This window comes from Streptomyces sp. NPDC008125 (assembly GCF_042957125.1).
Taxonomy (GTDB): Bacteria; Actinomycetota; Actinomycetes; order Streptomycetales; family Streptomycetaceae; genus Streptomyces.
In genome coordinates, this window is sequence record NZ_JBIBHR010000015.1 from 1 (window position 1) to 23,434 (window position 23,434).

Here is a 23,434-nt window from a genome sequence, read left to right on the forward strand (position 1 = left end):
CTACGAACGCAAACCCGAGCACTTCCTCGCCTTCGTCGGCATAGCAGCAACCCTCATCTGCCACCGACGACTCACCAAATGAGACAACCTCTTAGGCGGCAGGTGTCCGGCGGACCGGGGGCTCGGAGCCGGGAGCGCGGAGTCGGCGGCTCGGAGCCGGGGCCCGGCGCGCGGACCGGGCCGCGTCGGCGGTCGGGGCCGGGCCGGGGTGTTCCCAGCCGGTCGTACGGCGGAGGGTGGCCGTTCACCGCGGTTCGGTAGGTTGGTCCGATGCGGGGACTGGGTGTCGTGGGATGTCGTCGGCTGGGACTGGCCGGTTCGCTGGGGGTCGGCGCGGGCGGCTGGGCCGCCGGGAGGCTGCCGGCGCACGACCCCTGGGGCTGGTGGACGGAGCGGGGCCATGCCGTGACCACCGCCGGGACCGTCCTCGTGTACGCCGGGCTCACCGCGCTCGTCGTCGCCTGGTGGGCGTACGGCCGGACCGGCGCCTCCGTACGGCACACGCTGGTGACGCTGACCTGGTGGGTCGCGCCGCTGCTGCTGGTGCCTCCCCTGTACAGCGCGGACGTCTACAGCTACGTCGCGCAGGGCGCGATGGTCCTCGAAGGCCACGACGTCTACAGCCAGGGCCCCTCGGTCCTGGACCCGGGGGGCTTCGCGGGCGACGCGGCGGCGAGCGTGGGCGGGCACTGGTCCGACACCCCCGCCCCCTACGGCCCCTTCTTCCTGCTGCTGGCGCGGGGCGCGGCGGCGCTCACCGGTGGCACCCTGGTCCCCGCGGTCCTGGTGCTGCGGCTGGCCGCGGTGGCGGCGCTGCTGCTGATCGTGTGGGCCGTGCGACGCCTGGCGCGCGAGTACGGGGCCGACGAGAGCGGGGCGCTCCGGCTCGCGGCGCTCAACCCCCTGCTGCTGATCCACGTGGTGGGCGGGGCGCACAACGACGGCCTGATGGCCGGGCTCGCGCTCGCGGGCGCGGTGTGCGCGCTGCGCGGCCGCTGGGTCCTCGGAGCCGTTCTGATCGGACTGGCGATGATGGTCAAGTCCCCCGCCGGACTGGCCCTGTTGTTCGTCGGCGTGATGGTGGGAAGATCCTCGGCCGGGTCGCCCGCGCGACGGATCGCGCGGGGAGCGTTCGGACCGGGGCTGGTCGCCGCCGCGACGGTGCTCCTGGTCTCCGTGGTGAGCGGCACCGGCTTCGGCTGGCTGCACACGCAGGGTGTCGCGGCGGCCATCCATACCTGGCTCTCCCTCTCCAGCGACCTGGGGGCCGGCCTCGGTGCCCTCGCCCACCTGGCGACGGGGGCGGACGGCGACACGGTGAAGTCGGCCGTGCAGCTCCTCGGGCTCGCCGCGGCGGGAGCCCTGATCGCACGCCTCGGGTGGCGGTCGGCGACCGGCCGCCTGGACCCCGTACTGGCGTTGGGCCTGGCGCTGACGGCGCTGGTGGTGCTCTCGCCGATGGTGCAGCCGTGGTACGTCCTGTGGGGCGTGCCGTTCGTCGCCGTACGGGCCTGCCGCGGTCCGGCCGGGCAGGGGCTCGCGGCGCTTTCGGCGGCCCTGGTGTACGAGACGCATCCCTCGGGCTCCACCCCCGGCATCGGCTTCGCGGTGGCGGGGGCGGTCGCGGTGGCGGGGGTGCTGCTGCTGCGCCGGGAGGCCGCGGCGGACCGGCTCGGGAGCGAGGGCGGCGGCGGGATCGGAGTGCCGGGTCCCCGCCGGGCCGACGGTGTGCGCGAGGGGGTGCGTGCGGGAGCGGCCTCGGTCTGAGCGGCTCCCGCACGAGCGGCCCGGGTCTGAGCGGCTCCCGCCCGAGCGGCCCCGGCCCCGCCCGGAGCCGCGTGGGTGCGTGCGGAGCCCGCTCTGCCCGGTGCCGTGTGCGGGCCGCCCGTGCGGCCGGGTCAGCCGGCGGGCTCGAAACGCACCACGACCGACTTGCTGGCGGGCGTGTTGCTGGTGTCGGCGGTCGAGTCGAGCGGCACCAGGACGTTCGTCTCGGGGTAGTAGGCGGCGGCGCAGCCCCGTGCGGTCGGGTAGTGGACGACGCGGAATCCGGGGGCGCGGCGTTCGGTGCCGTCCTTCCATTCGCCGACGAGGTCGGTGTAGGCACCGTCGGCGAGGCCGAGTGCGCGGGCGTCGTCGGGGTTGACGAGGACGACACGGCGGCCGTCCTTGATGCCGCGGTAGCGGTCGTCGAGCCCGTAGATCGTGGTGTTGTACTGGTCGTGGGAGCGCAGGGTCTGCAACAGCAGCCTGCCTTCAGGGAGTTCGGGGTACTCCACGGGTGCGGCGGTGAAGTTGGCCTTGCCGGTGGCGGTCGGGAAGCGGCGGGCGTCGCGAGGGCCGTGGGGGAGGGTGAAGCCGCCGGGGCGGGCGACGCGGGCGTTGAAGTCCTCGAAGCCGGGCACCACGCGGGAGATGCGGTCGCGGATCGTGCCGTAGTCCTTCTCGAACTCCTCCCAGGGGGTCTTCGAGCCGGGTCCGAGGACGGCGCGTGCCATGCGGGCGACGATGGCGGGTTCGGAGAGCAGGTGCGGGCTCGCGGGGGTGAGGTTGCCGCGGGAGGCGTGCACCATGCTCATGGAGTCCTCGACCGTGACGAACTGCTTGCCGCCGGCCTGGACGTCCTTGTCGGTACGGCCGAGGGTCGGCAGGATCAGGGCGCGGCTGCCGGTGACGGCGTGCGAGCGGTTGAGCTTGGTCGACACGTGGACGGTGAGGCGGGCGCGGCGCATCGCCGCCTCGGTGACGTCGGTGTCGGGGGTGGCGGCGACGAAGTTGCCGCCCATCGCGAAGAAGACCTTGGCGTCGCCGTCGCGCAGGGCGCGGATGGCACGGACCACGTCGTACCCGTGGTGGCGCGGCGAGGTGATGCCGAACTCCCGGTCGAGGGCATCGAGGAAGGCGGGCGCGGGGCGCTCGTATATGCCCATGGTGCGGTCGCCCTGGACGTTGGAGTGGCCGCGCACCGGGCAGACGCCGGCGCCCGGCCGGCCTATGTTGCCGCGCAGCAGAAGGAAGTTGACGACCTCGCGGATGGTCGGCACGGAGTGCTTGTGCTGGGTGAGGCCCATCGCCCAGCAGACGATGGTGCGCTCCGAGGCGAGGACCAGGCCGAGGGCCTTCTCGATGTCGGCGCGGTCGAGTCCGGTGGCGGTGAGGGTCTCGCCCCAGTCGGCTTCCCGGGCGGTCCGGGCGAACTCCTCGTATCCGTGGGTGTGTTCGTCGACGAACGCGGTGTCTACGGCGCCCTCCGTCTCCAGGACCAGCTTGTTGAGGAGACGGAAGAGGGCCTGGTCGCCGCCGAGGCGGATCTGGAGGAAGAGGTCGGTGAGGGCGGTGCCCTTGATCATGCCCTGCGGGGTCTGCGGGTTCTTGAAGCGTTCCAGGCCGGCCTCGGGCAGCGGATTCACCGAGATGATCTTCGCGCCGGCGTGCTTGGCCTTCTCCAGGGCGGAGAGCATGCGCGGGTGGTTGGTGCCCGGGTTCTGCCCGGCGACGATGATCAGATCGGCCTGGTGGAGGTCCTCCAGGGAGACGCTGCCCTTCCCGACGCCGATGGTCTCCACGAGCGCGGAGCCGGACGACTCGTGGCACATGTTGGAGCAGTCCGGCAGATTGTTCGTGCCGTACTCGCGGGCGAAGAGCTGGAGGAGGAACGCGGCCTCGTTGCTGGTCCGGCCGGAGGTGTAGAAGAGGGCCTCGTCGGGGGAGCCGAGCGCACGGAGTTCTTCGGCAATGATGGCGAAAGCGTCGTCCCAGCCGATCGCCCGGTAGGTGTCGCCCCCCTCGGGGAGGTACATCGGCTGCGTGATCCGGCCCTGCTGGCCGAGCCAGTACCCGCTGCGGCCGGCGAGGTCGGAGACCGGGTGCGCGGCGAAGAACTCCGGGGTGACCCGGCGCAGCGTGGCCTCCTCGGCGACGGCCTTGGCGCCGTTCTCGCAGAACTCCGCGGTGTGGCGCTTGTCGCCCTCCGGCCAGGCGCAGCCGGGGCAGTCGAAGCCGTTCTTCTGGTTGACCTTGAGGAGGGTCCGCGCGGTGCGCCCCAGTCCCATCTGCTGCCGGGCCATGAGCAGGGAGTGGGCGACGGCGGGCAGCCCTGCGGCGGCGTGCTGGGCCTCCTGGACCTGCGGGGCGTCCTGGACCGGGTCTCCGGTCGGGGGCTTCGTGGCCATGGTTGCTCCTCTTCGAGCGCGTGGGTTCCTCTCGTCCGATCCTGTCATGGCCATTGAGGGGTGCATCCGGAAGGAGAAGGGCGCATCCGGAAGGAGAGGGGCGCGGCGCCCGCGTGCGGTCCGTGATGTCGGTGGACCGTGGCAGGATCGTGTATGTGGCTGAGACAGCATCGAAGAAGACGGCAGACAACCGACCGCGCCTGCTCCTCATGGACGGGCACTCCCTGGCGTACCGGGCGTTTTTCGCCCTGCCCGCGGAGAATTTCACGACCGGGACGGGGCAGCCGACGAACGCCGTGTACGGCTTCGCCTCGATGCTGGCGAACACGCTGCGCGACGAGGCGCCCACGCACTTCGCGGTGGCGTTCGACGTGTCCCGCAAGACCTGGCGCTCCAAGGAGTTCCCCGAGTACAAGGCGAACCGCTCCAAGACCCCCGACGAGTTCAAGGGGCAGGTCGAGCTGATCGGCGAACTGCTGGACGCGATGCACGCGGACCGGTTCGCCGTCGACGGCTTCGAGGCCGACGACGTGATCGCCACGCTCGCCACCCAGGCGGAGGCCGCCGGGTTCGAGGTGCTGATCGTCACGGGCGACCGCGACTCCTTCCAGCTCATCACCGAGAACGTCACGGTCCTCTACCCGACCAAGGGCGTCTCCGAGCTGACCCGCTTCACCCCGGAGAAGGTCGAGGAGAAGTACGGCCTCACCCCCGCCCAGTACCCGGACTTCGCGGCGCTGCGCGGCGACCCGTCGGACAACCTTCCCGGCATCCCCAAGGTGGGCGAGAAGACCGCCGCGAAGTGGATCAACCAGTTCGGCTCCTTCGACGAACTGGTGGCGCGCGCAGACGAGGTCAAGGGCGTGGCCGGGCAGAACTTCCGCGACCACCTGGACTCGGTGCGGATGAACCGCCTGCTGACCGAGATGGTGCGCGACGTGGAGCTGCCGAAGGGCCCCGCCGAGCTCGAGCGTGCCCCGTACGACCGCGCCGCCGTCACCGGGGTGCTGGACGTCCTGGAGATCCGCAACCCGAGCCTGCGGGAACGGCTGCTCGCCGTCGACCCGGGCGCGGCCGAGGAGGAGGCACCCGCCCCGGCCGCCGGGATCGAGCTGGACGGCACGGTCCTGGGTACCGGTCAGGTCGCCGGCTGGCTGGCCGAGCACGGTGCGCAGCCGCTGGGCATGGCCACCGTGGACACCTGGGCGCTGGGCGCCGGCACCGTCACCGAGATCGCCCTGGCGGCGGTCGGCGGGGCCGCTGCCTGGCTGGACCCGACGGAGCTCGACGCCTCGGACGAGGAGGCGTTCACCGCCTGGCTCGCCGACCCGGAGCGGCCGAAGGTCCTGCACAACGCCAAGGCGGCCATGCGGGTCTTCCCCGAGCTGGGCTGGCACGTCGAGGGCGTCACCATGGACACGGCGCTCGCGGCGTACCTGGTGAAGCCGGGACGCCGGTCGTTCGCGCTGGACGCGCTGGCGGTGGAGTACCTCGGCCGCGAGCTGGCCCCCGCCGCCTCGGCGGACGGGCAGCTGGCGTTCGGCGCGGACGACCGCGCCGAGGCGGACGCCCTGATGACGCAGGCCCGCGCCGTGCTCGACCTCGGCGCCGCGTTCAGCACGCGGCTCAGGGAGGTCGGCGCGCTCGACCTGCTGCACGACATGGAGCTGCCCACCTCGATCCTGCTGGCCCGGCTGGAGCGGCACGGCATCGCCGCCGACCGGGCCCATCTGGAGGCGATGGAGCAGCAGTTCGCGGGCGCCGTGCAGCAAGCCATAAAGGAGGCGCACGCGGCGGTGGGCCGGGAGTTCAACCTCGGCTCGCCCAAGCAGCTCCAGGAAGTCCTCTTCGGTGAACTGGGCCTGCCCAAGACCAAGAAGACGAAGACCGGGTACACCACCGACGCCGACGCGCTGGCCTGGCTCGCCGCTCAGACCGAGCACGAGCTGCCTGTGATCATGCTGCGCCACCGCGAGCAGGCGAAGCTGCGGGTCACCGTCGAGGGCCTGATCAAGGCGATCGCGACGGACGGCCGTATCCACACCACCTTCAACCAGACGGTGGCGGCGACCGGACGCCTCTCCTCCACCGACCCCAACCTCCAGAACATCCCGGTCCGTACGGACGAGGGGCGCGCGATCCGCCGGGGCTTCGTCGTCGGCGAGGGCTTCGAGACGCTGATGACGGCGGACTACAGCCAGATCGAACTCCGGGTGATGGCCCACCTCTCCGAGGACGCCGGCCTGATCGAGGCGTTCACCTCGGGCGAGGACCTGCACACCACGGTCGCCTCCCAGGTGTTCGGCGTCGACAAGTCGGCCGTCGACCCGGAGATGCGGCGCAAGATCAAGGCCATGTCGTACGGACTCGCCTACGGCCTCTCCGCGTTCGGGCTCTCCCAGCAGCTCAACATCGAGGCGGGCGAGGCGCGTGGCCTGATGGACACGTACTTCCAGCGCTTCGGCGGAGTACGCGACTATCTCCACCGGGTCGTCGAGGAAGCCAGGTCCACCGGGTACACCGAGACGGTCTTCGGCCGTCGCCGGTACCTCCCCGACCTCAACAGCGACAACCGCCAGCGGCGCGAGATGGCGGAGCGCATGGCGCTCAACGCCCCGATCCAGGGCACCGCCGCGGACATCGTGAAGGTCGCGATGCTCCATGTCGACCGGGCGCTGACGCAGGCGAAGCTGAAGTCCCGGATGCTGCTCCAGGTGCACGACGAAATCGTGCTGGAGATCGCGCCGGGTGAGAGCGCCGAGGTGGAGGGGATCCTGCGCCACGAGATGGCCTCGGCCGTGTCGCTGCGCGCCCCGCTGGACGTGTCGGTCGGCGTGGGCGCCGACTGGGAGTCCGCGGCGCACTGACGAGGGCTCGACCCGAAGGGGCGCGCTCCCGCGTGACGGAGGCCGGGCACGAGATGCCCGGCCTCCGTCATGTCCGGTGCGTGTGCGGGTGTGGGTGCGTGTGCGGGCGCCGGGGCGGGAGCGGGAGCGGGGGCGTGGGTGGGCCGCGCACCCCGGAAGCGAGGCGCAGCACAACTTCGGTTGAACATCATGAAAAACCAGTAAGAACCGGTCAGACGCCTGTGTCGAACTATCAGGAGTTGCCGTAGGGTCACGGGAGTCCTCGCGCTGGGGAGCGCGAACAGCCGTCGTCGGGGAGGGACCAGACCATATGGCAGCGCAATTCGGCCGTCGCCTGCGCAGAGGGGCCACCAGCACCGCGGTGGCAGCCGCCGTCGTCGCGGCACTCTCCGCCTCCCAGGCGCCGGGCGCGACTCTCGGCTCGGCCGCACAGCCCGGCGGGAACGACCAGTCGGCCGCGGCCGAACCCGAAGAGGGCGCCGCCACCGGCAACGACCAGTACCACACCGACCTGCCGCCGCTGGCGGCCCCGGTCACCCCGGGCACGCCGAGCACCGCCGTCGGTCTCCCCGCCACCAGCGCCGAGTCGGGCATTCCGGCCACGGTGCTCGCCGCGTACCAGCAGGCCCAGTCGACCATCGCCGGCACCGACCCGGCCTGCCGACTGCCCTGGCAACTCCTCGCCGCCATCGGCAAGGTGGAATCGGGCCAGGCACGCGGTGGCAAGGTCGACGCGAGCGGCACCACGCTCAGCCCGATCCTCGGCCCCGCCCTCGACGGCAACGGGTTCGCACTCATCCCGGACACGGACGACGGCGCGTACGACAGCGACACCGTCACCGACCGCGCGGTCGGGCCGATGCAGTTCATCCCGTCCACCTGGGCGATCTGGGGCCAGGACGCCAACGGCGACGGACGCAAGGACCCCAACAACGTCTACGACGCGGCACTCGCCGCCGGGCGTTACCTCTGCGCCGGCACCCGGGACCTGTCCATCGACACCGACATCGACCGCGCGGTGCTGAGCTACAACCACTCCAGCGCCTACCTGTCGACCGTGCGGTCCTGGTTCGAGTACTACAACAACGGCACGCACTCGGTGCCCGACGGCACCGGCGTCCTGCCGACCACGCCCGGCCCGGCGACCGGCACCACGACCGGTCCGGCCTCGACCTCGCCGTCCTCCTCGCCCTCCGCCGCCCCCGTGCCCTCGCCGTCCCCGAGCGGAAAGCCCGGGACCGCCTCGCCGTCCCCGAGCCCCAGCGAGACGCCGAGCGGCAAGCCCGGGGGCACCCACCCCACCAAGCCGCCCACGACCACCACACCCCCGGCGCCCTCCGAGGTACCCAAGCTCGCCGGGATCGAGAACGCGGGCACCGGCACGCTGACCGCCACGGCGGGCCAGGACTTCGCCGGGGACGTCACCGTCCGGGCCGTCGACGGCGAGGGCGACAGCTTCGCCGGGGCTCCCGTCACCTTCACGATCAGCGGCGACACCGACGCCCGCTTCGCAGGCGGGGCCACCAGCGCCGAGGTCGTCACCTCGGCGGACGGCACCGCCGGCGCCCCGGCGCTGGTGGCGGGCGAGACCACGGGCGACTTCCAGATCCACGCCGCCGCCGGCACCACCGGGCAGTTCAGCCTCTCCTTCACGGCAACCGTCACCGCCCGCCGGGCCGACGACCTCGCCCGGACGACCAGCACCGCGCTGACGGCTGCCCAGGGAGGCGAGTTCACCGAGGACGTCCAGGTCAAGGCCACCCTTGGCGGAGCCGTCGCCTCCGGCGTCGCCGTCACCGCCACGATCCTCGACAGCGCGGGCCAGCCGGTGCCGGAGAGCCAGGGCCCCCGCCTCACCGGCGCGAACAGCACGGCGGTCACCACGCTCACCGGTCTGAAGACCGACGCGGACGGCCTGCTCACCCTCCCGCAGATCCACGCGGGCGACACGGCGGGCACCTACACGCTGCGGATCACCACCGAGGGCGGAGCTGTCCTCGACATCGAGCTCACCGTCGAGGCGCCGCCCGCCGCCTGACGCCGCTCAGCACCCTCCGCGGCCTGACGCCGCTCAGCACCCTCCGCGGCCTGACGCCGCTCAGCACCCTCCGCGCGCCCGTACCGAACACCTTCCGGTACGGGCGCGCGGGCCGTGCCGGCTCCGCGTCGTCCGGTCTGGGGCCGTGGCGGCTCCGCGTCGTCCGGTCTGGGGCCGTGTCGGCTCCGCGTCGTCCGGTCCGGGGCCGTGGCGGCTCCGCGTCGTCCGGTCCGGGGCCGTGTCGGCTCCGCGTCGTCCGGTCTGGGGCCGTGGCGGCTCCGCGTCGTCCGGTCTGGGGCCGTGTCGGCTCCGCGTCGTCCGGTCTGGGGCCGTACCGGCTCCCCGTCGTCCGGTCTGGGGCCGTACCGGCTCCGCGTCGTATCGCCTCCTCGTCGGCCCCCGCCGTCGTACCGCCCTACCTGCGTGCCCGGCCCTGTCGCCCGAGCCCCCGCGGCTCACCCCGCCGCCCAAGCGCGCGGCTCACCCGGTCATGACCGCTGCTCCCGCTTCAGCCGCGCCGAGGTGAACCGGGTGGCCTCCACCGTCGTGGGGTCCTCCGGCCAGGGGTGCCGGGGGTAGCGCCCGCGCAGCTCCGCGCGGACGGCCCGGTACCCCTCCCGCCAGAACGAGGCCAGATCCGCAGTCACCGCCGCCGGCCGCCCCGCCGGGGACAACAAGTGCACCAGCACGGGCACCCCGGCCACCGAGGGCGTCTCGGCCAGGCCGAACAGCTCCTGGAGCTTCACCGCGAGGACCGGCTGCTCAGCGCCGTACTCCACCCGGACACGCGACCCGCTCGGCACCTCGATCCGCTCGGGCGCCAACTCGTCCAGCCGGGACGCCTCACCGGTCGCCCACGGCAGCAACCGGCGCAGCGCCTGGCCCGCGTCGATCCGCCCCAGGTCCGCGCGGCGCCGCGCACGCGACAGCTCCGGCTCCAGCCACTCCCCGGCGCGCGCCAGCAGCGCCCCCTCCGACACCTCGGGCCACGGCGCCCCCAGAGCGCCGTGCAGGAATGCCAGCCGGGCCCGCAACTGCTCGCTGTCGCGGGTCCACCGCAGCAGCCCGGTGCCCTCCCGGCGCAGCCCCTCCAGGAGTGCGGTGCGCACCAGCTCCGGGGCCGGCTGCTTCAGCGGGCGCACCACCAGCTCCACCGCACCGAGCCGGTCCACCACGCGCGCCACCACGTCGCCGTCGCTCCAGCGGACCTCCTCGCCCCGGAACCGCAGGTGTCCCGCGGCGAGCACCGCGGTGTCCTCGTCGATCACCGCGGCCAGCCGCACCCGGGCCGACACCGCGTGCGTGGGCCGGTCCGCGACGGCGACCGCGAGCCATGGCGAGCCGCGCAGCCCCGAGCCGTCCCGCAACTCCGCTCCGGTCCCGGACGCCATCAGGAACGCCTCCCCGCCCCGGGCGCGCGCCACCCGTTCCGGGAAGGCGAGCGCGGCCACCAGCCCGACCGCGGCGTCGTCCGTGGCCGGAGCGGCGGCCCCGCCCACCGGTCCTCCTGCCGGCGCCCGCCCCTCCTCCGTCCCACCGCCGAGCGAGGACGACAGCCGGCGCACCTCCTGACGCCAGCGCGCGGCGTACCCGTCCCCGCCCCGGCGCGCGGTGCGCAGGGCCGCCGCCAGATCGTCGCCGTACTCACGCGGCGGCTCCTCGCTCAGCAGGGCCACCACCTCGGCCGCCCGGCGCCCGCCCACCTCACGGGCTCCGTCGACCAGGGCCCGCGCCAGCCGGGGATGGACACCGAGCCGGGACATCCGTGTGCCGCGCCCGGTCACCCGCCCGTCCCCGTCCACCGCGCCGACCGCCGTCAGCACCTCGCCGGCCGCGCTCATCGCCCCGGCGGGCGGAGGATCGAGCAGCGCCAGGCCCACCGCCCCCGGGTCGCCCCAGCACGCGGCCCGGAGCGCGAACGCCGTCAGGTCCGCGACCCGGATCTCCGGCGCCGGGAACCGGGCGAGCCGCCCGTCCTCCGCCTCCGTCCAGCACCGGTACACCGCACCGGGAGCTTCCCGTCCGGCACGGCCCGCCCGCTGCCGTCCGGTCGCCTGCGAGGCCCGCACGGTCGTCAGGGCGCTCAGTCCCCGGGCGTGATCGGTCCTGGGCTCCCGGGCGAGGCCGCTGTCGACCACGATCCGCACCCCGGGCACGGTCAGGGAGGACTCCGCGACCGAGGTCGCCAGCACCACCCGCCGCCCCCCGCCGGAGCTCCCCGCCAGGACCGCGTCCTGCACGGAGGCGGGAGCCCGTCCGTGAACCTGGAGCACCTCCGCCCCGGCTCCGGCGAGCCGGCCGGCGACCTGGGCGATCTCGCCGACACCGGGCAGGAAGCAGAGCACGTCGCCCTCCCGCTCCGCGAGCGCCCGGCGTACCACCTGAGCGACGTGCGCCAGCAGCGCGGGATCGACGCGCATCCCGTGCGGCGGCCGGACCGGTGCGGTGGGCGGCGCCCAGACGACCTCCACCGGATGGGAGATGCCGGTCGCCTCGACCACCGGGGCCCCGCCGAGCAGCCGGGCCCAGCCCTCCGCGTCGGTCGTCGCGGAGGCGGCCACCAGCCGCAGGTCGGGGCGGAGCGTCTCGCGCACGTCCAGCAAAAAGGCGGCGGCGGTGTCCGCGTCCAGGTGGCGTTCGTGGCACTCGTCGAGGATCACCACGTCGGAACCGGCGAGCTCCTGGTCGCGCTGGAGTCGCTGGAGCAGCACCCCGGTGGTGACGACCTCGACCACCGTGTCCGGGCCGACCGCCCGCTCGCCCCGCACGGTGAAGCCGACGCGACCGCCGGGCCGCTCACCGAGGAGCCACGCCATGCGGCGGGCCGCGGCGCGTGCCGCGATCCTGCGGGGCTCGGCGACCACGACCCGGCGCGGAGGACCCTCGCCGGTCAGCCCCGCGAGGGCGAGCGGGACGAGCGTGGTCTTGCCGGTGCCCGGCGGCGCGCAGAGCACGGCGGTGCCCCGCTCGTCGAGCGCCCGGCGCAGGGCGGGCACGGCGGTGCGGACGGGGAGGTCGGCCAGGGCATCGGTACGGATCACGCACCCAGTGTCGTACGGGCGGCCGGACGCCCCCACCCCCGCACGGGGGAGCCACTTCCCCCGTGCGGGGGAGGCGGCGTCGGCAGGGCGTCCGGCAGAGTCGCAGGAGTCAGCAGAAGCAGGTGACGGAGCCGGCCGACAGGGCCGGGCGACGGAGCCGGCCGGCAGAGTCAGCACGACTCGGCCGGCCACGGGCAGAGGGGGACGGACGGATGAGGTACAGGCGGAGGGGGACGGGGTCAGTCCCGTTCGCAGACGAAGATCGCCGTGCCCGGGATGAGGTTTCCGCGCAGCGGCGACCAGCCGCCCCACTCCTGGTGGTTCCACTCCGGCCACTCGGGTTCCACCAGGTCGACGAGGCGGAAGCCGGCCGCGACCACGTCCCGGACCCGGTCGCCCAGCGTCCGGTGGTGCTCCACGTAGACGGCCTCGCCCGCATCGTCCTGCTCCACGTAGGGGACGCGGTCGAAGTAGGACGCCGCGACGGAGAGGCCCTCCGGTCCCGGCTCGTCGGGGAAGGCCCACCGGATCGGGTGGGTCACCGAGAAGACCCAGCGGCCGCCCGGCCGCAGCACCCGGCGGACCTCGCGGAAGACGCGTACCGGGTCGGCGACGAAGGGGACGGCACCGTAGGCGGAGCAGGCGAGGTCGAAGGAGCCGTCCCGGAAGGGCAGCATCCCGGCGTCCGCCTCCACCAGCGGCACCTCGTCGCCGATCCGCAGGGCGTGCTGGAGCTGCCGGTGGGAGAGGTCCAGGGCGACCGGGCGGGCTCCCTGCGCGGCCAGCCAGCGGGAACACTGCGCCGCGCCCGCGCCGATCTCCAGAATGTCGCGGCCCGCGAGGGAGGCGGTGGGCCCGAGCAGCGCGGCTTCCGCCTCGTCGAGTCCTTCCGGACCCCAGACGAACCGGTCGTCACCGAGAAACGCCCCGTGGTCGCTCTGATACTCGTCCGCGTTCCGGTCCCACCAGCCGCGACTGGCCCGGCTGCTCTCCGTGTCGTCCGCCTCGCGGCGGGTCGCTTCCGGTTCGGTTCCGTAGGTCTCTTGGCTCATCGTGTCCGTCGTTGTAGTTTGCCTGTACCCACCGCATGCGGTGGGGTGCGGGGAGTGTCCGTGCGGCCGTACCCGGCCCCGGGCGCAGGCTTCCGGCGACGCGCGAGCGAGGAACTTCCACGTTCCGAAACTGGCCGGATACCGCCTCGACGCGGCCGAGTTGTGCCGGTTATGGACCGGTGCGCCCCGCGTGTGCCCCTTCGCGCATTGACCGTGTCCGGCTGCCCCCGTATGCTACAAGTTGCGCTGCGAGCCTGCGCGCCTCAGACCTAGCAGGCCGCGCTCGCGTCTGTTGCATGTCCCCTCGGTTGTCGAGGTGTCTCCCGGAAACGGGTCGGGCACTTTCCAGGCTGTCCGGCTTCTGCAGAGGCGATACGGGTTCACGGCGTAGCAGTACCTACGACTCTCTGTCCGTACCGGAGCCCTTTCCCACATGACGAGCAGCACCGAGACCACCGCCACCACTCCGCAGGTTGCGGTCAACGACATCGGCGACGCGGACGCGTTCCTCGCGGCGATCGACGAGACGATCAAGTACTTCAACGACGGCGACATCGTTGATGGCGTCATCGTCAAGGTCGACCGCGACGAGGTCCTCCTCGACATCGGTTACAAGACCGAAGGTGTCATCCCGAGCCGCGAGCTCTCGATCAAGCACGACGTCGACCCGAACGAGGTCGTCAAGGTCGGCGACGAGATCGAGGCCCTGGTTCTCCAGAAGGAGGACAAGGAAGGCCGCCTGATCCTCTCGAAGAAGCGCGCGCAGTACGAGCGTGCTTGGGGCACCATCGAGAAGATCAAGGAAGAGGACGGCATCGTCACCGGTACCGTCATCGAGGTCGTCAAGGGTGGTCTCATCCTCGACATCGGCCTCCGTGGCTTCCTGCCGGCGTCGCTCGTCGAGATGCGTCGCGTCCGCGACCTCCAGCCCTACGTGGGCAAGGAGCTCGAGGCGAAGATCATCGAGCTGGACAAGAACCGCAACAACGTGGTCCTGTCCCGCCGCGCCTGGCTGGAGCAGACCCAGTCCGAGGTTCGCCAGACGTTCCTCACCACCCTGCAGAAGGGTCAGGTCCGCTCCGGCGTCGTCTCCTCGATCGTCAACTTCGGTGCCTTCGTGGACCTGGGTGGCGTCGACGGTCTCGTCCACGTCTCCGAGCTGTCCTGGAAGCACATCGACCACCCGTCCGAGGTTGTCGAGGTCGGTCAGGAAGTCACCGTCGAGGTTCTCGACGTCGACATGGACCGTGAGCGCGTCTCCCTGTCGCTGAAGGCGACGCAGGAAGACCCGTGGCAGCAGTTCGCCCGTACGCACCAGATCGGTCAGGTCGTCCCGGGTAAGGTCACCAAGCTCGTTCCGTTCGGTGCGTTCGTGCGCGTCGACGAGGGCATCGAGGGCCTGGTGCACATCTCCGAGCTGGCCGAGCGCCACGTGGAGATCCCGGAGCAGGTCGTCCAGGTCAACGACGAGATCTTCGTCAAGGTCATCGACATCGACCTGGAGCGTCGTCGGATCAGCCTCTCGCTGAAGCAGGCCAACGAGTCCTTCGGCAGCGACCCGGCCTCGGTCGAGTTCGACCCGACCCTGTACGGCATGGCCGCGTCCTACGACGACCAGGGCAACTACATCTACCCCGAGGGCTTCGACCCCGAGACCAACGACTGGCTCGAGGGCTTCGAGGCGCAGCGCGAGGTCTGGGAGACCCAGTACGCCGAGGCGCAGCAGCGCTTCGAGCAGCACCAGGCCCAGGTCATCAAGTCCCGCGAGGCCGACGAGGCCGCCGCTGCCGAGGGCGCTGCTGCCCCGGCCGGCGCCCCGGCTGCCTCGGGCGGCAGCGGTGGCGGCTCGTACTCCTCGGAGTCGGCGGACAACGCCGGCGCCCTGGCGTCGGACGAGGCGCTCGCCGCTCTGCGCGAGAAGCTGGCCGGCGGCCAGAGCTGAAGCTCTGACCCTGGCGACCGCTGACGGACGGCGGTAGCAGGAGTAGGTACGCACGAGGCCCGTCCCCTTCGGGGGGCGGGCCTCACGCGTGTCCGTGGTGACCTTCACGCGTGCCGGAGGTGACCTTCACGCGTGCCGGTGGTGGCACTCACACGTGGTGGCGGGCCGCCACCCGTGCCCAGGTGGTGACCGTCGTGGGTCTACGGGGTGACGCCGATGTTGGTCAGGCCCGCGCCGCCGGTCACCGTGTTGTCGGAGTACACGGTCGTGGCGCAGCTCGGCGTGTTCGCGGTGACGTTGATCGCCAGCCGCAGGGTGCCGGTGGCGCCGGTGAGGTCCGAGGCGTTGTCCCGGAACACCGTGCCGCAGCCCCAGCCCGGCTGCTGGGTGTGCGTCTCGTAGCCGGTGTTGGTCGTACGGGAGCCGGTGTTGCCCTGGACGAGGACGCCGTTGCCCTTCACGTCGACCCAGGAGTCGTCGTAGTTCGCGCCGGTGAGCCCGCTGCCGTCGAAGGTGTTGCCGATGATCCGGGCGCCGGTGGTGCCTTCCTTGATGTCGACGTTCTCGCCGCCGACGCCCGGGCCGATGAGGTTGCCGGTGATCAGGACCCGGTCGCTGTTGTCGGTGAGGTCGCCCGCCGTGCCGACGTAGACGCCCTCGCCCATGCCGCGCCCGTCGTGCCCGGTGTCGTAGATCCGCGAATCCCGGATGGTTCCGTCCTTGCTGGACGTGCGGAAGTGCACGCCCTCCATGTCGAGGTCGTGGATGGTCACCGAGTCGATGACGACCCCGTTCGCGGAGTCGGTCACGATGCCCTTCTGGCCGCCGGTGACGGTGACGCCCCGCACGGTCCAGTACGAGGCGCCGTTCAGGTGCAGCCCGTAGCCGCCGCTCGCGGTGAGGACCGCCGCGGAGGAGCCGGTCAGGGTGATGCGCGCGTCGGCGGTGCCCGGGACGGTCACCTTGAAGTTGCCGGTGTAGGTGCCGTCCGCGAGGTGGATCGTGTCGCCGGGGACGGCTGCCACGAGTGCCGCCTTGAGCTGTTTCGCGGTGCTGACGTCGACGACGCCGGCCGCGTCGGCCGGTCCCGCCGAGACGAGGGTGAGGCCGCAGGTGACGAGGGCGGCGGCGAGCAGCGGGGCCAGGGGGGTGCGGGTGCGCATGGAGGTGCCTTCCCGGAGAGTCCAGACGTCTCGTACGTGAATCGGGGGCGAGGACCTGAACGTACGTCTCCGGGACGTGCCGCCTCGGGGACGCGTGTTGCCCCGAGACGTTAGGGGTGCGGGCGGAGAGCGTCAAGGTCTGGACCATTGCCCGAATATCGGTTCGCATTCTTCTTCGAGAGAAACATGTGGGATACACGAGTAACTGACGGGCCGTAACACGCACTTGCCAGTATCCCGACATCGCCAAGATCCACGGAGGAGTCGGGACATGACCCCTATATCCAGCATGCCGAACGGTGCCGCGTCCGGTTCGAGCCGCCGCAGTTTCCTGCGTCAGGTCGGTCTCACCAGTGGGGCCGGCGCCATGTTCGCCACCATGGGTGCGCTCGGTCTGGCCCCCACCGCCCAGGCCGCGAGCCGCGAACCCGTCTTCCACGCCCCCAGCAAGGGCGACTTCAACCTGAAGGGCGGCCGGGCGGCCGCGAAGGTCGTCATCGTCGGCGGTGGCATCGCCGGCCTCGCCTCCGCCTACGAGCTCGGCAAGGCGGGCTACGACTGTACGATCCTGGAGGCCCGGGCCTTCACCGGTGGCCGCAATACGACGATCCGCGGCGGCGACACCACCACCGACCTGTACGGGAACAAGCAGACCGCCAAGTTCCACGACGGGCAGTACATGAACGCCGGTCCTGGCCGGATCCCCCAGTGGATGGTCACGCTCGACTACTGCCGCGAACTCGGCGTCCCCGTGGAGGTGTTCACCAACGTGAACGCCAACGCGTACATCTTCAACGAGCGCAACGGGATGAAGGCCCCGATGCGCTACCGCACCGCCAAGGCCGACATGTACGGCTACGTCTCCGAACTCCTCGCCAAGGCGACCGACATGGGCGCCCTGGACCGTCAGGTCTCCGCCGACGACCGGGAGAAGCTCCTGGAGTTCCTGAAGGACTTCGGCGACATCGGCGACACCCTCGAATACACCGGCAGCCCGCGCCGCGGTTACCGCGTCGACCCCGCCGCCGTGGGCACCCCCGGCGAGCTGCTCGGGGACGTACCGACCGCCTCCGAGATCTTCGCGACCAACGTGGGCCGTTACTTCTCCTTCGAGTTCGAGTACGACCAGGCCATGCTGATGTTCCAGCCCGTCGGCGGCATGGACCGGATACCGGCGGCCCTGACCAAGGCGATCGGCAGCCGCCGCATCCGTACGGGCGCCGCCGTCACCGACATCCGGGACACCCCGCACGGCGTCACCGTCACCTACACGCAGGACGGCCGCACCCGCACCATCGACGCCGACTACTGCATCGCCGCGCTCCCCCCGAACATCCTGGCCAAGACCTCGCACAACCTCGGCTCCGCCGTGCAGACCGCACTGGAGGGATGCAAGCCCTCCTCGGCCGGAAAGATCGGCCTGGAGTACAAGAGCCGCTGGTGGGAGACCGACCACCGGATCTACGGCGGCATCACCGAGACCGACATGGACCTCTCCCACATCTGGTACCCGTCCTACGGCCACAACGGCGACCGCGGCCTGGTCATCGGCTACTACAACACCGGCACCAACGCCGACTCCTACGCGGCGCTCGCGCCGAAGGAACGCGAAGCCCGCGCCCTCGCCCAGGGCGTCAAGATCCACGGCGAGAAGTACCGTACGGAACTCGCCTCGTCCTTCTCGCACCACTGGCGCCAGACCCCCCACCTGGAGGCAGCCTGGCACTCGCTGGCCGGAGGCCCGGAGTCCGCCGCCTTCGCCCCGCTCAACAAGGCGGCCGGCCGCGTCTACTTCGCGGGCGACTACCTCAGCAACACCGACGCCTGGCAGCACGGGGCGTTCACCTCGGCCCGCAAGGCCGTGACCGCGCTGCACAGCCGCGTGCTCGCGTGACGCCGGTGTCCGCGCCCGCGTAAACACCCGATGACGGGGCACGGACGGGGAATGTCCGTGCCTCCAGGGGTGTTCTCCTTCAGGAATACGAGAAGGAGCGGTAACTGTGCCTGATCCGCAGAGTCTGTACGAATGGGAGCCGAAGGGGCTGGCCGTCGTCGACATGGCGCTTGCCCAGGAGTCGGCCGGCCTGGTCATGCTCTATCACTTCGACGGGTACATCGACGCCGGTGAGACCGGCGAGCAGGTCGTCGACGGACTGCTGGAGTCGCTGCCCCACCAGGTGGTGGCCCGCTTCGACCACGACCGCCTCGTGGACTACCGCGCCCGGCGCCCGCTGCTCACCTTCCGGCGCGACCGCTGGACGGCGTACGAGACCCCGACGCTGGACGTCCGCGTCGTCCAGGACGCCACCGGCGCCCCCTTCCTCCTGCTCTCCGGGCCCGAACCGGACGTGGAGTGGGAGCGGTTCGCCGCTGCCGTCGAGCAGATCGTCGAACGCCTCGGCGTCCGGCTCTCGGTGACCGTCCACGGCATTCCGATGGGAGTGCCGCACACCCGCCCGGTCGGCCTCACCCCGCACGGCAACCGCGTCGACCTGATGCCGGGACACAGCACCCCGTTCGACGAAGCGCAGGTCCCCGGTTCGGCCGCAGCGCTCGTCGAGTACCGGCTGGCCGAGGCCGGTCACGACGTGCTCGGCGTGGCCGCGCACGTCCCGCACTACGTCGCCCGCTCCGCCTACCCGGACGCGGCGCTCACCAGCCTCGAAGCGATCACCGCCGCGACCGGCCTGGTGCTGCCGACCGTCGCGCACTCCCTGCGCACCGCCGCGCACCGCACCCAGACCGAGATCGACCGGCAGATCGGCGAGGGCGACGAAGAACTCGTCGCCCTCGTCGAGGGACTTGAGCACCAGTACGACGCGATCGCAGGCTCCGAGACCCGGGGCAACCTCGTCGCCGAACCGGTGGACCTGCCGTCGGCCGAGGAGATCGGCCTCGAATTCGAGCGCTTCCTCGCCGAGCGCGAGGGCGACGCCTGACGGCGGCTGTCCGGTACACCGCCCCGGTGCGCCGGACAGCCGCCACCGGGTGGCATGTGCGCCCGTCCGGCCCCGTAGGCTGCCGCCCATGCTGAAAGTGGGCCTGACCGGCGGCATCGGTGCCGGCAAGAGCGAAGTGTCCCGGCTGCTCGTCTCGTACGGGGCGGTACTGATCGACGCCGACCGCCTCGCCCGGGAGGTCGTCGCCCCCGGAACGCCGGGACTCGCCGCCGTCGTGCGGGAGTTCGGCGCCGGTGTGCTCCATGAGGACGGCAGCCTGAACCGGCCCGCCCTCGGTGCCGTCGTCTTCGGCGACGGCGAACGGCTCGCCGCCCTCAACGCGATCGTGCACCCCCTGGTCCGCGACCGGACCGCCGAACTGGAGCGCGCGGCCGGCCCCGGGTCCGTCGTCGTCAACGACGTCCCGCTGCTCACCGAGAACGGCCTGGCCCCCCTCTACGACCTGGTCGTCGTCGTCGACGCCACCCCCGCCACCCAGCTCGACCGGCTCGTCCGGCTGCGCGGCATGACGGAGGCCGACGCGCGGGCCCGGATGGCGGCCCAGGCCACCCGCGAGGAGCGGCTCGCCGTCGCCGATCTCGTCGTGGACAACGACGGCCCGCTCGACGACCTGGAACCGCAGGTGCGACGGGTGTGGGACGAGCTGTCCCGGCGGGCGGCCTCCGGCCGTGCGGGGCAGGCGGAATAGCGGCACACCGAAGGGCGGGCGCAGGGGTCGACGGGGCCGCGGAACAACGCGGCCCCGCCCGACGTTGCAAACACCCGAGCGAAGGGAAGGATCCGACCGTGCCCGAACGGAACCCGGAAACCCATGTGATCGACTTCCGCGCCGCCGAGCAACTGCTTGCCGCGCGTGACCCCAAGGGTGCGGTGAAGCTCCTCGACTCGGTGATCGCCGCCCACCCGGAGAACACCGCGGCCCGGCTGCTGCGCGCCAGGGCGTTTTTCGCGGCGGCCCAACTCCGCCCGGCGGAGCTGGAGTTCGAGCTGGTCCTGGAGCGCGAGCCGGACAACGCCTTCGCCCACTTCGCGCTGGCCCGCACCTTCCAGCGGGCCGGGCGGCCGGAGCAGGCCACCCGCCACTTCCGGCTCGCCGCCGCCCTCGACCCGAATCCGGAGTACCTGACGGCCGCGCGCTTCGACAGCCGGGACTGAGTCCTCGGCGGGGGCCGGGGCAGGGCCCCCGGCGCTCACGGAGTCCTCGTCCACGGCCGGCGCGTCCGCCCGTCGCCGTGGCCGGGTTCGTACGGCGGGACCTCCTTGCCCGGCTGGAAACGGGAGCCCTGGCGCATCCGGTGGACGATCACCGCGACGTCCGCCGCGGTCACCACCAGGAGCACGCCGCATGCCGCGGCCCAGCCGGGACGGTCGGCGAGCGAGAACGCGACCACCCCGAACAGGGTCCAGGCGACGCCCCACAGACTCAGCCAGAGCCGCATGCGCAGGGGACTGCGCGCGGTCACGGGTTCACTGCCGGTACGCATGTCGCATCACCACCTCACGTCCAGCATGGACCCGTGCCGCCGCATGTGCGGAACGCCGCCGTGCACACCGCACGTCGTCGTACGCGGCACGTCGTCGGGGCGTGCGGGAGACCGGAGGGGGACGTTGGTGCCGGGTATCGGGAGCGCGGTCCGCAGGGCACGGGTGCGGGGACGTCTGCTGGGTGGCGCCGTCGGCGACGCCCCGGGCAACCCGGTGGAGTTCCTCTCGCCGGCCGGTACCCAGCGGGCCCACGGGCCGCTCGGTGTACGCGGCCTCGCTCCGGACTCCGAGGGGGGCGTCGGCCGCATCACGGACGACACCCGGATGACCCTCTTCACGGTGGCAGGACTGATCCGCGCGGCGAACAGCGGCAGCAGCGCCGGACGCACGGGTGGGGTGCGCAGCGCCTCTCTGCGGTGGCTCGACACCCAGAACCACCCGTCGCAGTAGGCCCGCGGCGGTGACGACGCGACGCGCACCGGATGGCTGCGCCGACAGCAGCTGCTCTACGCGCGCAGGGCCCCCGGCAACGCCTGCCGACCCTGCCGACCGGTCTCGCCGCCGGGCACGTCCCGGACGAGAGGGATGCCCCCGGCGCACCCGGGCCGGTGAACTCCGGCTCCAAGGGCTGCGGCACCGTGATGAGGTCCGCCCCCTTCGGGCTGACCGGGCAGTCCCCGGCGGACGCGTGCGCGCCGGCCGCCCACTGCGCGAAGATCACCCACGGCCATCCGACCGGAGCGCTCGCGGCCGGGGCCTTCGCCGCGATCGTCGCGTACCTCCTGGCCGGAGGGCCGCTACCCCGGGAACTGAGCCCCGGCCTCCGGCCGGAGTGGTGCTCAGTGCACGAGGGTGTAGCTGCGCCAGACGGGCGTGCCGGCGGCGTCCACGTCGGTGAGCCGGGTCGACAGGTAGGTGCTGCCCTTGCCGGTGCAGTCGCGGGAGCGGTAGAGAACCATGTCGATGAGGGTGTTGTTGTCGACCGCCTTCGCGCCCCCGGGCAGCGGGTGGCAGCCCCGTACCAGCGGGCTGTTCTCCCTGACCTCCAGGTCGCGCTCGGTGGTGTAGGTGACCGGCCCGACCGCGGTGCGGCCGAGACCCGAACAGCCCGAGGCGCCCAGCGCGGTGAGGGTCAGCAGTACGACCCCCGCGGCGACGCGGGGACGGCGGAGTCGGCGGTGGGGCGTCGCTGTCACGGACATGGGCGGGTCCTCGTCTGCTCGTCCGGATCGTCAGGGCGGTACGTAACCGGCGCGAAGGTGCCGGTCCGGCGGATGCCGGTACGGAGTTCCGTACGGGCGCATGCCACGCTGCCCGCTCCCGCGCGTCCCGGCACCCGGGGTGGGCCGACCGGGCGACATCCGGGAGCGTCTCGGGTTCCACAGGGGTGCGAAAAGGGCATAACGTGTTAATAGGCAACGGTTCCGCCCCGGTGCCGTTGTGCCGTGCCAGTGGCAGGGGGCCGTCATGGTCCAAGTGCTAGTGATCGCGATCGTCGCGGTGCTCGCCGTCTGCGGTCTGTTCGCAGTCGCGGGAGTCCGCGTCGTCAGACAGTACGAGCGAGGGGTGGTGCTCCGGCTCGGCCGGCTCCGCAAAGAGATCAGGGGACCCGGACTCACGATGATCGTGCCCGGAGTGGACCGGCTCCGTAAGGTCAATCTGCAGATCGTCACGATGCCGGTCCCCGCCCAGGACGGGATCACCCGGGACAACGTGACGGTCCGGGTGGACGCCGTCATCTACTTCAAGGTGATCGACGCGGCGAGCGCGGTCATCCAGGTCGAGGACTACCGCTTCGCGGTCTCGCAGATGGCGCAGACCTCACTTCGGTCGATCATCGGCAAGAGCGACCTGGACGACCTGCTGTCCAACCGCGAGAAACTCAACGAGGGCCTGGAGCTGATGATCGACAGCCCGGCCGTCGGCTGGGGCGTCCAGATCGACCGGGTCGAGATCAAGGACGTGTCCTTGCCGGAGACGATGAAGCGCTCCATGGCCCGGCAGGCGGAGGCCGACCGTGAGCGCCGCGCCCGTGTCATCAACGCGGACGCCGAACTCCAGGCCTCGAAGAAGCTCGCGGAGGCCGCGGGCCAGATGTCCGCACAGCCCGCCGCCCTCCAGTTGCGGCTGCTGCAGACCGTGGTCGCTGTCGCGGCGGAGAAGAACTCCACGCTCGTGCTCCCCTTCCCGGTGGAGCTCCTCCGCTTCCTCGAACGGGCCCAGCAACCGCAGGCGGGCGACGGGCAACCGCGTCCCGCCGCCTCCGGCACGCGACCTGCGGATCCTGGCTTCTCCGGCACGCGGCCTGCGGATCCTGGCTTCTCCGGTCCGCACCCGGAGGGCCCCGTGACCTCCGGTACGCGGCCGGCGCCAGGGCCCGCACCGTCCGCCGCCGCGAACGGACGTCAGCCCGCGGCGGCGCGCGGGGCCGGCGCGGGGACCCCGCCGGCCCCGGCCGCCCGGCCGCGCCCCTCGCCCCCGCCCGGGTCCGCCACCCGCCCGCGCCCCGCGCCGCCCGCCGACGCCGGTGCCCAGCCCCGGCCGGACCGGCTTACCCGGCACTGAGACCGGCCGCCGTGAGGGACCGGCCGCCGTGAGGGACCGGCCGCCGTGAGGGACCGGCCGCCGTGAGGTCCCCGCGTGAGGGACTGCCCGGCGTGAGACCGCCCGGTGGTCGAGCGGTGATCGGGCCACCCGAACCGGGGCCGCCCGGA

The 23,434-nt window shown here is 72.5% G+C and carries 16 protein-coding genes and 1 pseudogene; 11 read left to right on the forward strand and 6 right to left on the reverse strand.

Annotated features, from left to right (window positions below):
• Positions 1-270: 270 nt before the first annotated feature.
• On the forward strand, positions 271-1,767 hold the full coding sequence (mptB, locus tag ACFZAX_RS24290) for a polyprenol phosphomannose-dependent alpha 1,6 mannosyltransferase MptB (RefSeq protein ID WP_390964104.1): 1,497 nt from the start codon (positions 271-273) through the stop codon (positions 1,765-1,767).
• A gap of 131 nt (positions 1,768-1,898) precedes the next feature.
• Here mptB and ACFZAX_RS24295 read toward each other — a convergent pair whose 3' ends face one another.
• A complete protein-coding gene (locus tag ACFZAX_RS24295) occupies positions 1,899-4,172 on the reverse strand; it encodes an FdhF/YdeP family oxidoreductase (RefSeq protein WP_390964105.1) in 2,274 nt (757 codons plus the stop codon).
• 155 nt (positions 4,173-4,327) lie between these two features.
• On the opposite strand from ACFZAX_RS24295, the gene polA reads away from it, so the two are divergent.
• Both polA and ACFZAX_RS24305 read left to right on the forward strand, forming a co-directional pair.
• A complete protein-coding gene (gene polA, locus ACFZAX_RS24300) occupies positions 4,328-7,039 on the forward strand; it encodes a DNA polymerase I (protein WP_390964107.1) in 2,712 nt (903 codons plus the stop codon).
• A 310-nt stretch (positions 7,040-7,349) separates the two neighbouring features.
• Positions 7,350-9,077, forward strand: coding sequence for a lytic murein transglycosylase (locus ACFZAX_RS24305; RefSeq protein ID WP_390964108.1), 1,728 nt, complete (start codon positions 7,350-7,352; stop codon positions 9,075-9,077).
• Positions 9,078-9,565: 488 nt separating this feature from the next.
• On the opposite strand, the gene hrpB is transcribed toward ACFZAX_RS24305, so the two are convergent.
• Positions 9,566-12,118 carry an ATP-dependent helicase HrpB gene (hrpB, locus tag ACFZAX_RS24310; RefSeq protein ID WP_390964109.1) on the reverse strand — a complete coding sequence of 851 codons (2,553 nt, stop codon included), beginning with the start codon at positions 12,116-12,118 and terminating at the stop codon, positions 9,566-9,568.
• A 239-nt stretch (positions 12,119-12,357) separates the two neighbouring features.
• Positions 12,358-13,170: a methyltransferase domain-containing protein gene (locus ACFZAX_RS24315; RefSeq protein WP_390964110.1), complete on the reverse strand. Its 813-nt coding sequence runs from the start codon at positions 13,168-13,170 to the stop codon at positions 12,358-12,360.
• A 433-nt stretch (positions 13,171-13,603) separates the two neighbouring features.
• On the opposite strand from ACFZAX_RS24315, the gene rpsA reads away from it, so the two are divergent.
• Positions 13,604-15,112 (forward strand): 30S ribosomal protein S1, encoded by a 1,509-nt coding sequence (gene rpsA / locus ACFZAX_RS24320; protein ID WP_390964112.1) that lies wholly within the window; start codon positions 13,604-13,606, stop codon positions 15,110-15,112.
• 200 nt (positions 15,113-15,312) lie between these two features.
• On the opposite strand, the gene ACFZAX_RS24325 is transcribed toward rpsA, so the two are convergent.
• Positions 15,313-16,275, reverse strand: coding sequence for a right-handed parallel beta-helix repeat-containing protein (locus tag ACFZAX_RS24325; protein WP_390964114.1), 963 nt, complete (start codon positions 16,273-16,275; stop codon positions 15,313-15,315).
• 367 nt (positions 16,276-16,642) lie between these two features.
• Between ACFZAX_RS24325 and ACFZAX_RS24330 the strand changes: the two genes are divergently transcribed.
• The 4 genes from ACFZAX_RS24330 to ACFZAX_RS24345 all read left to right on the forward strand — a co-directional run bounded on the left by ACFZAX_RS24330 (position 16,643) and on the right by ACFZAX_RS24345 (position 20,390).
• Positions 16,643-18,169, forward strand: a complete 1,527-nt coding sequence (locus ACFZAX_RS24330) for an FAD-dependent oxidoreductase (RefSeq protein ID WP_390964399.1) — start codon at positions 16,643-16,645, stop codon at positions 18,167-18,169.
• Positions 18,170-18,275: 106 nt separating this feature from the next.
• The gene (locus ACFZAX_RS24335) at positions 18,276-19,214 is read left to right on the forward strand and encodes a PAC2 family protein (RefSeq protein WP_386889356.1); all 939 of its coding nucleotides are present in this window, start codon (positions 18,276-18,278) and stop codon (positions 19,212-19,214) included.
• 88 nt (positions 19,215-19,302) lie between these two features.
• Entirely contained in the window at positions 19,303-19,923 is a 621-nt protein-coding gene (gene coaE, locus ACFZAX_RS24340; RefSeq protein ID WP_390964115.1) for a dephospho-CoA kinase, read from the forward strand.
• A 98-nt stretch (positions 19,924-20,021) separates the two neighbouring features.
• Positions 20,022-20,390: a tetratricopeptide repeat protein gene (locus tag ACFZAX_RS24345; RefSeq protein WP_390964116.1), complete on the forward strand. Its 369-nt coding sequence runs from the start codon at positions 20,022-20,024 to the stop codon at positions 20,388-20,390.
• 35 nt (positions 20,391-20,425) lie between these two features.
• Here the strand turns inward: ACFZAX_RS24345 and ACFZAX_RS24350 are convergent, their stop codons facing one another.
• Complete coding sequence (locus ACFZAX_RS24350; protein ID WP_390964117.1) at positions 20,426-20,719, reverse strand: DUF6343 family protein; 294 nt, start codon at positions 20,717-20,719, stop codon at positions 20,426-20,428.
• Between the two features lie 127 nt (positions 20,720-20,846).
• Between ACFZAX_RS24350 and ACFZAX_RS24355 the strand changes: the two genes are divergently transcribed.
• Positions 20,847-21,170, forward strand: a complete 324-nt coding sequence (locus ACFZAX_RS24355; protein WP_390964119.1) for an ADP-ribosylglycohydrolase family protein — start codon at positions 20,847-20,849, stop codon at positions 21,168-21,170.
• A 191-nt stretch (positions 21,171-21,361) separates the two neighbouring features.
• A pseudogene (locus ACFZAX_RS24360) lies at positions 21,362-21,508 on the forward strand (ADP-ribosylglycohydrolase family protein); the annotation flags it as partial.
• A 51-nt stretch (positions 21,509-21,559) separates the two neighbouring features.
• Here ACFZAX_RS24360 and ACFZAX_RS24365 read toward each other — a convergent pair.
• Entirely contained in the window at positions 21,560-21,922 is a 363-nt protein-coding gene (locus tag ACFZAX_RS24365; protein ID WP_390964121.1) for a hypothetical protein, read from the reverse strand.
• Between the two features lie 265 nt (positions 21,923-22,187).
• Here ACFZAX_RS24365 and ACFZAX_RS24370 point away from each other — a divergent pair, with 265 nt between their 5' ends.
• A complete protein-coding gene (locus tag ACFZAX_RS24370; protein ID WP_390964123.1) occupies positions 22,188-23,285 on the forward strand; it encodes an SPFH domain-containing protein in 1,098 nt (365 codons plus the stop codon).
• Positions 23,286-23,434 lie beyond the last annotated feature (149 nt).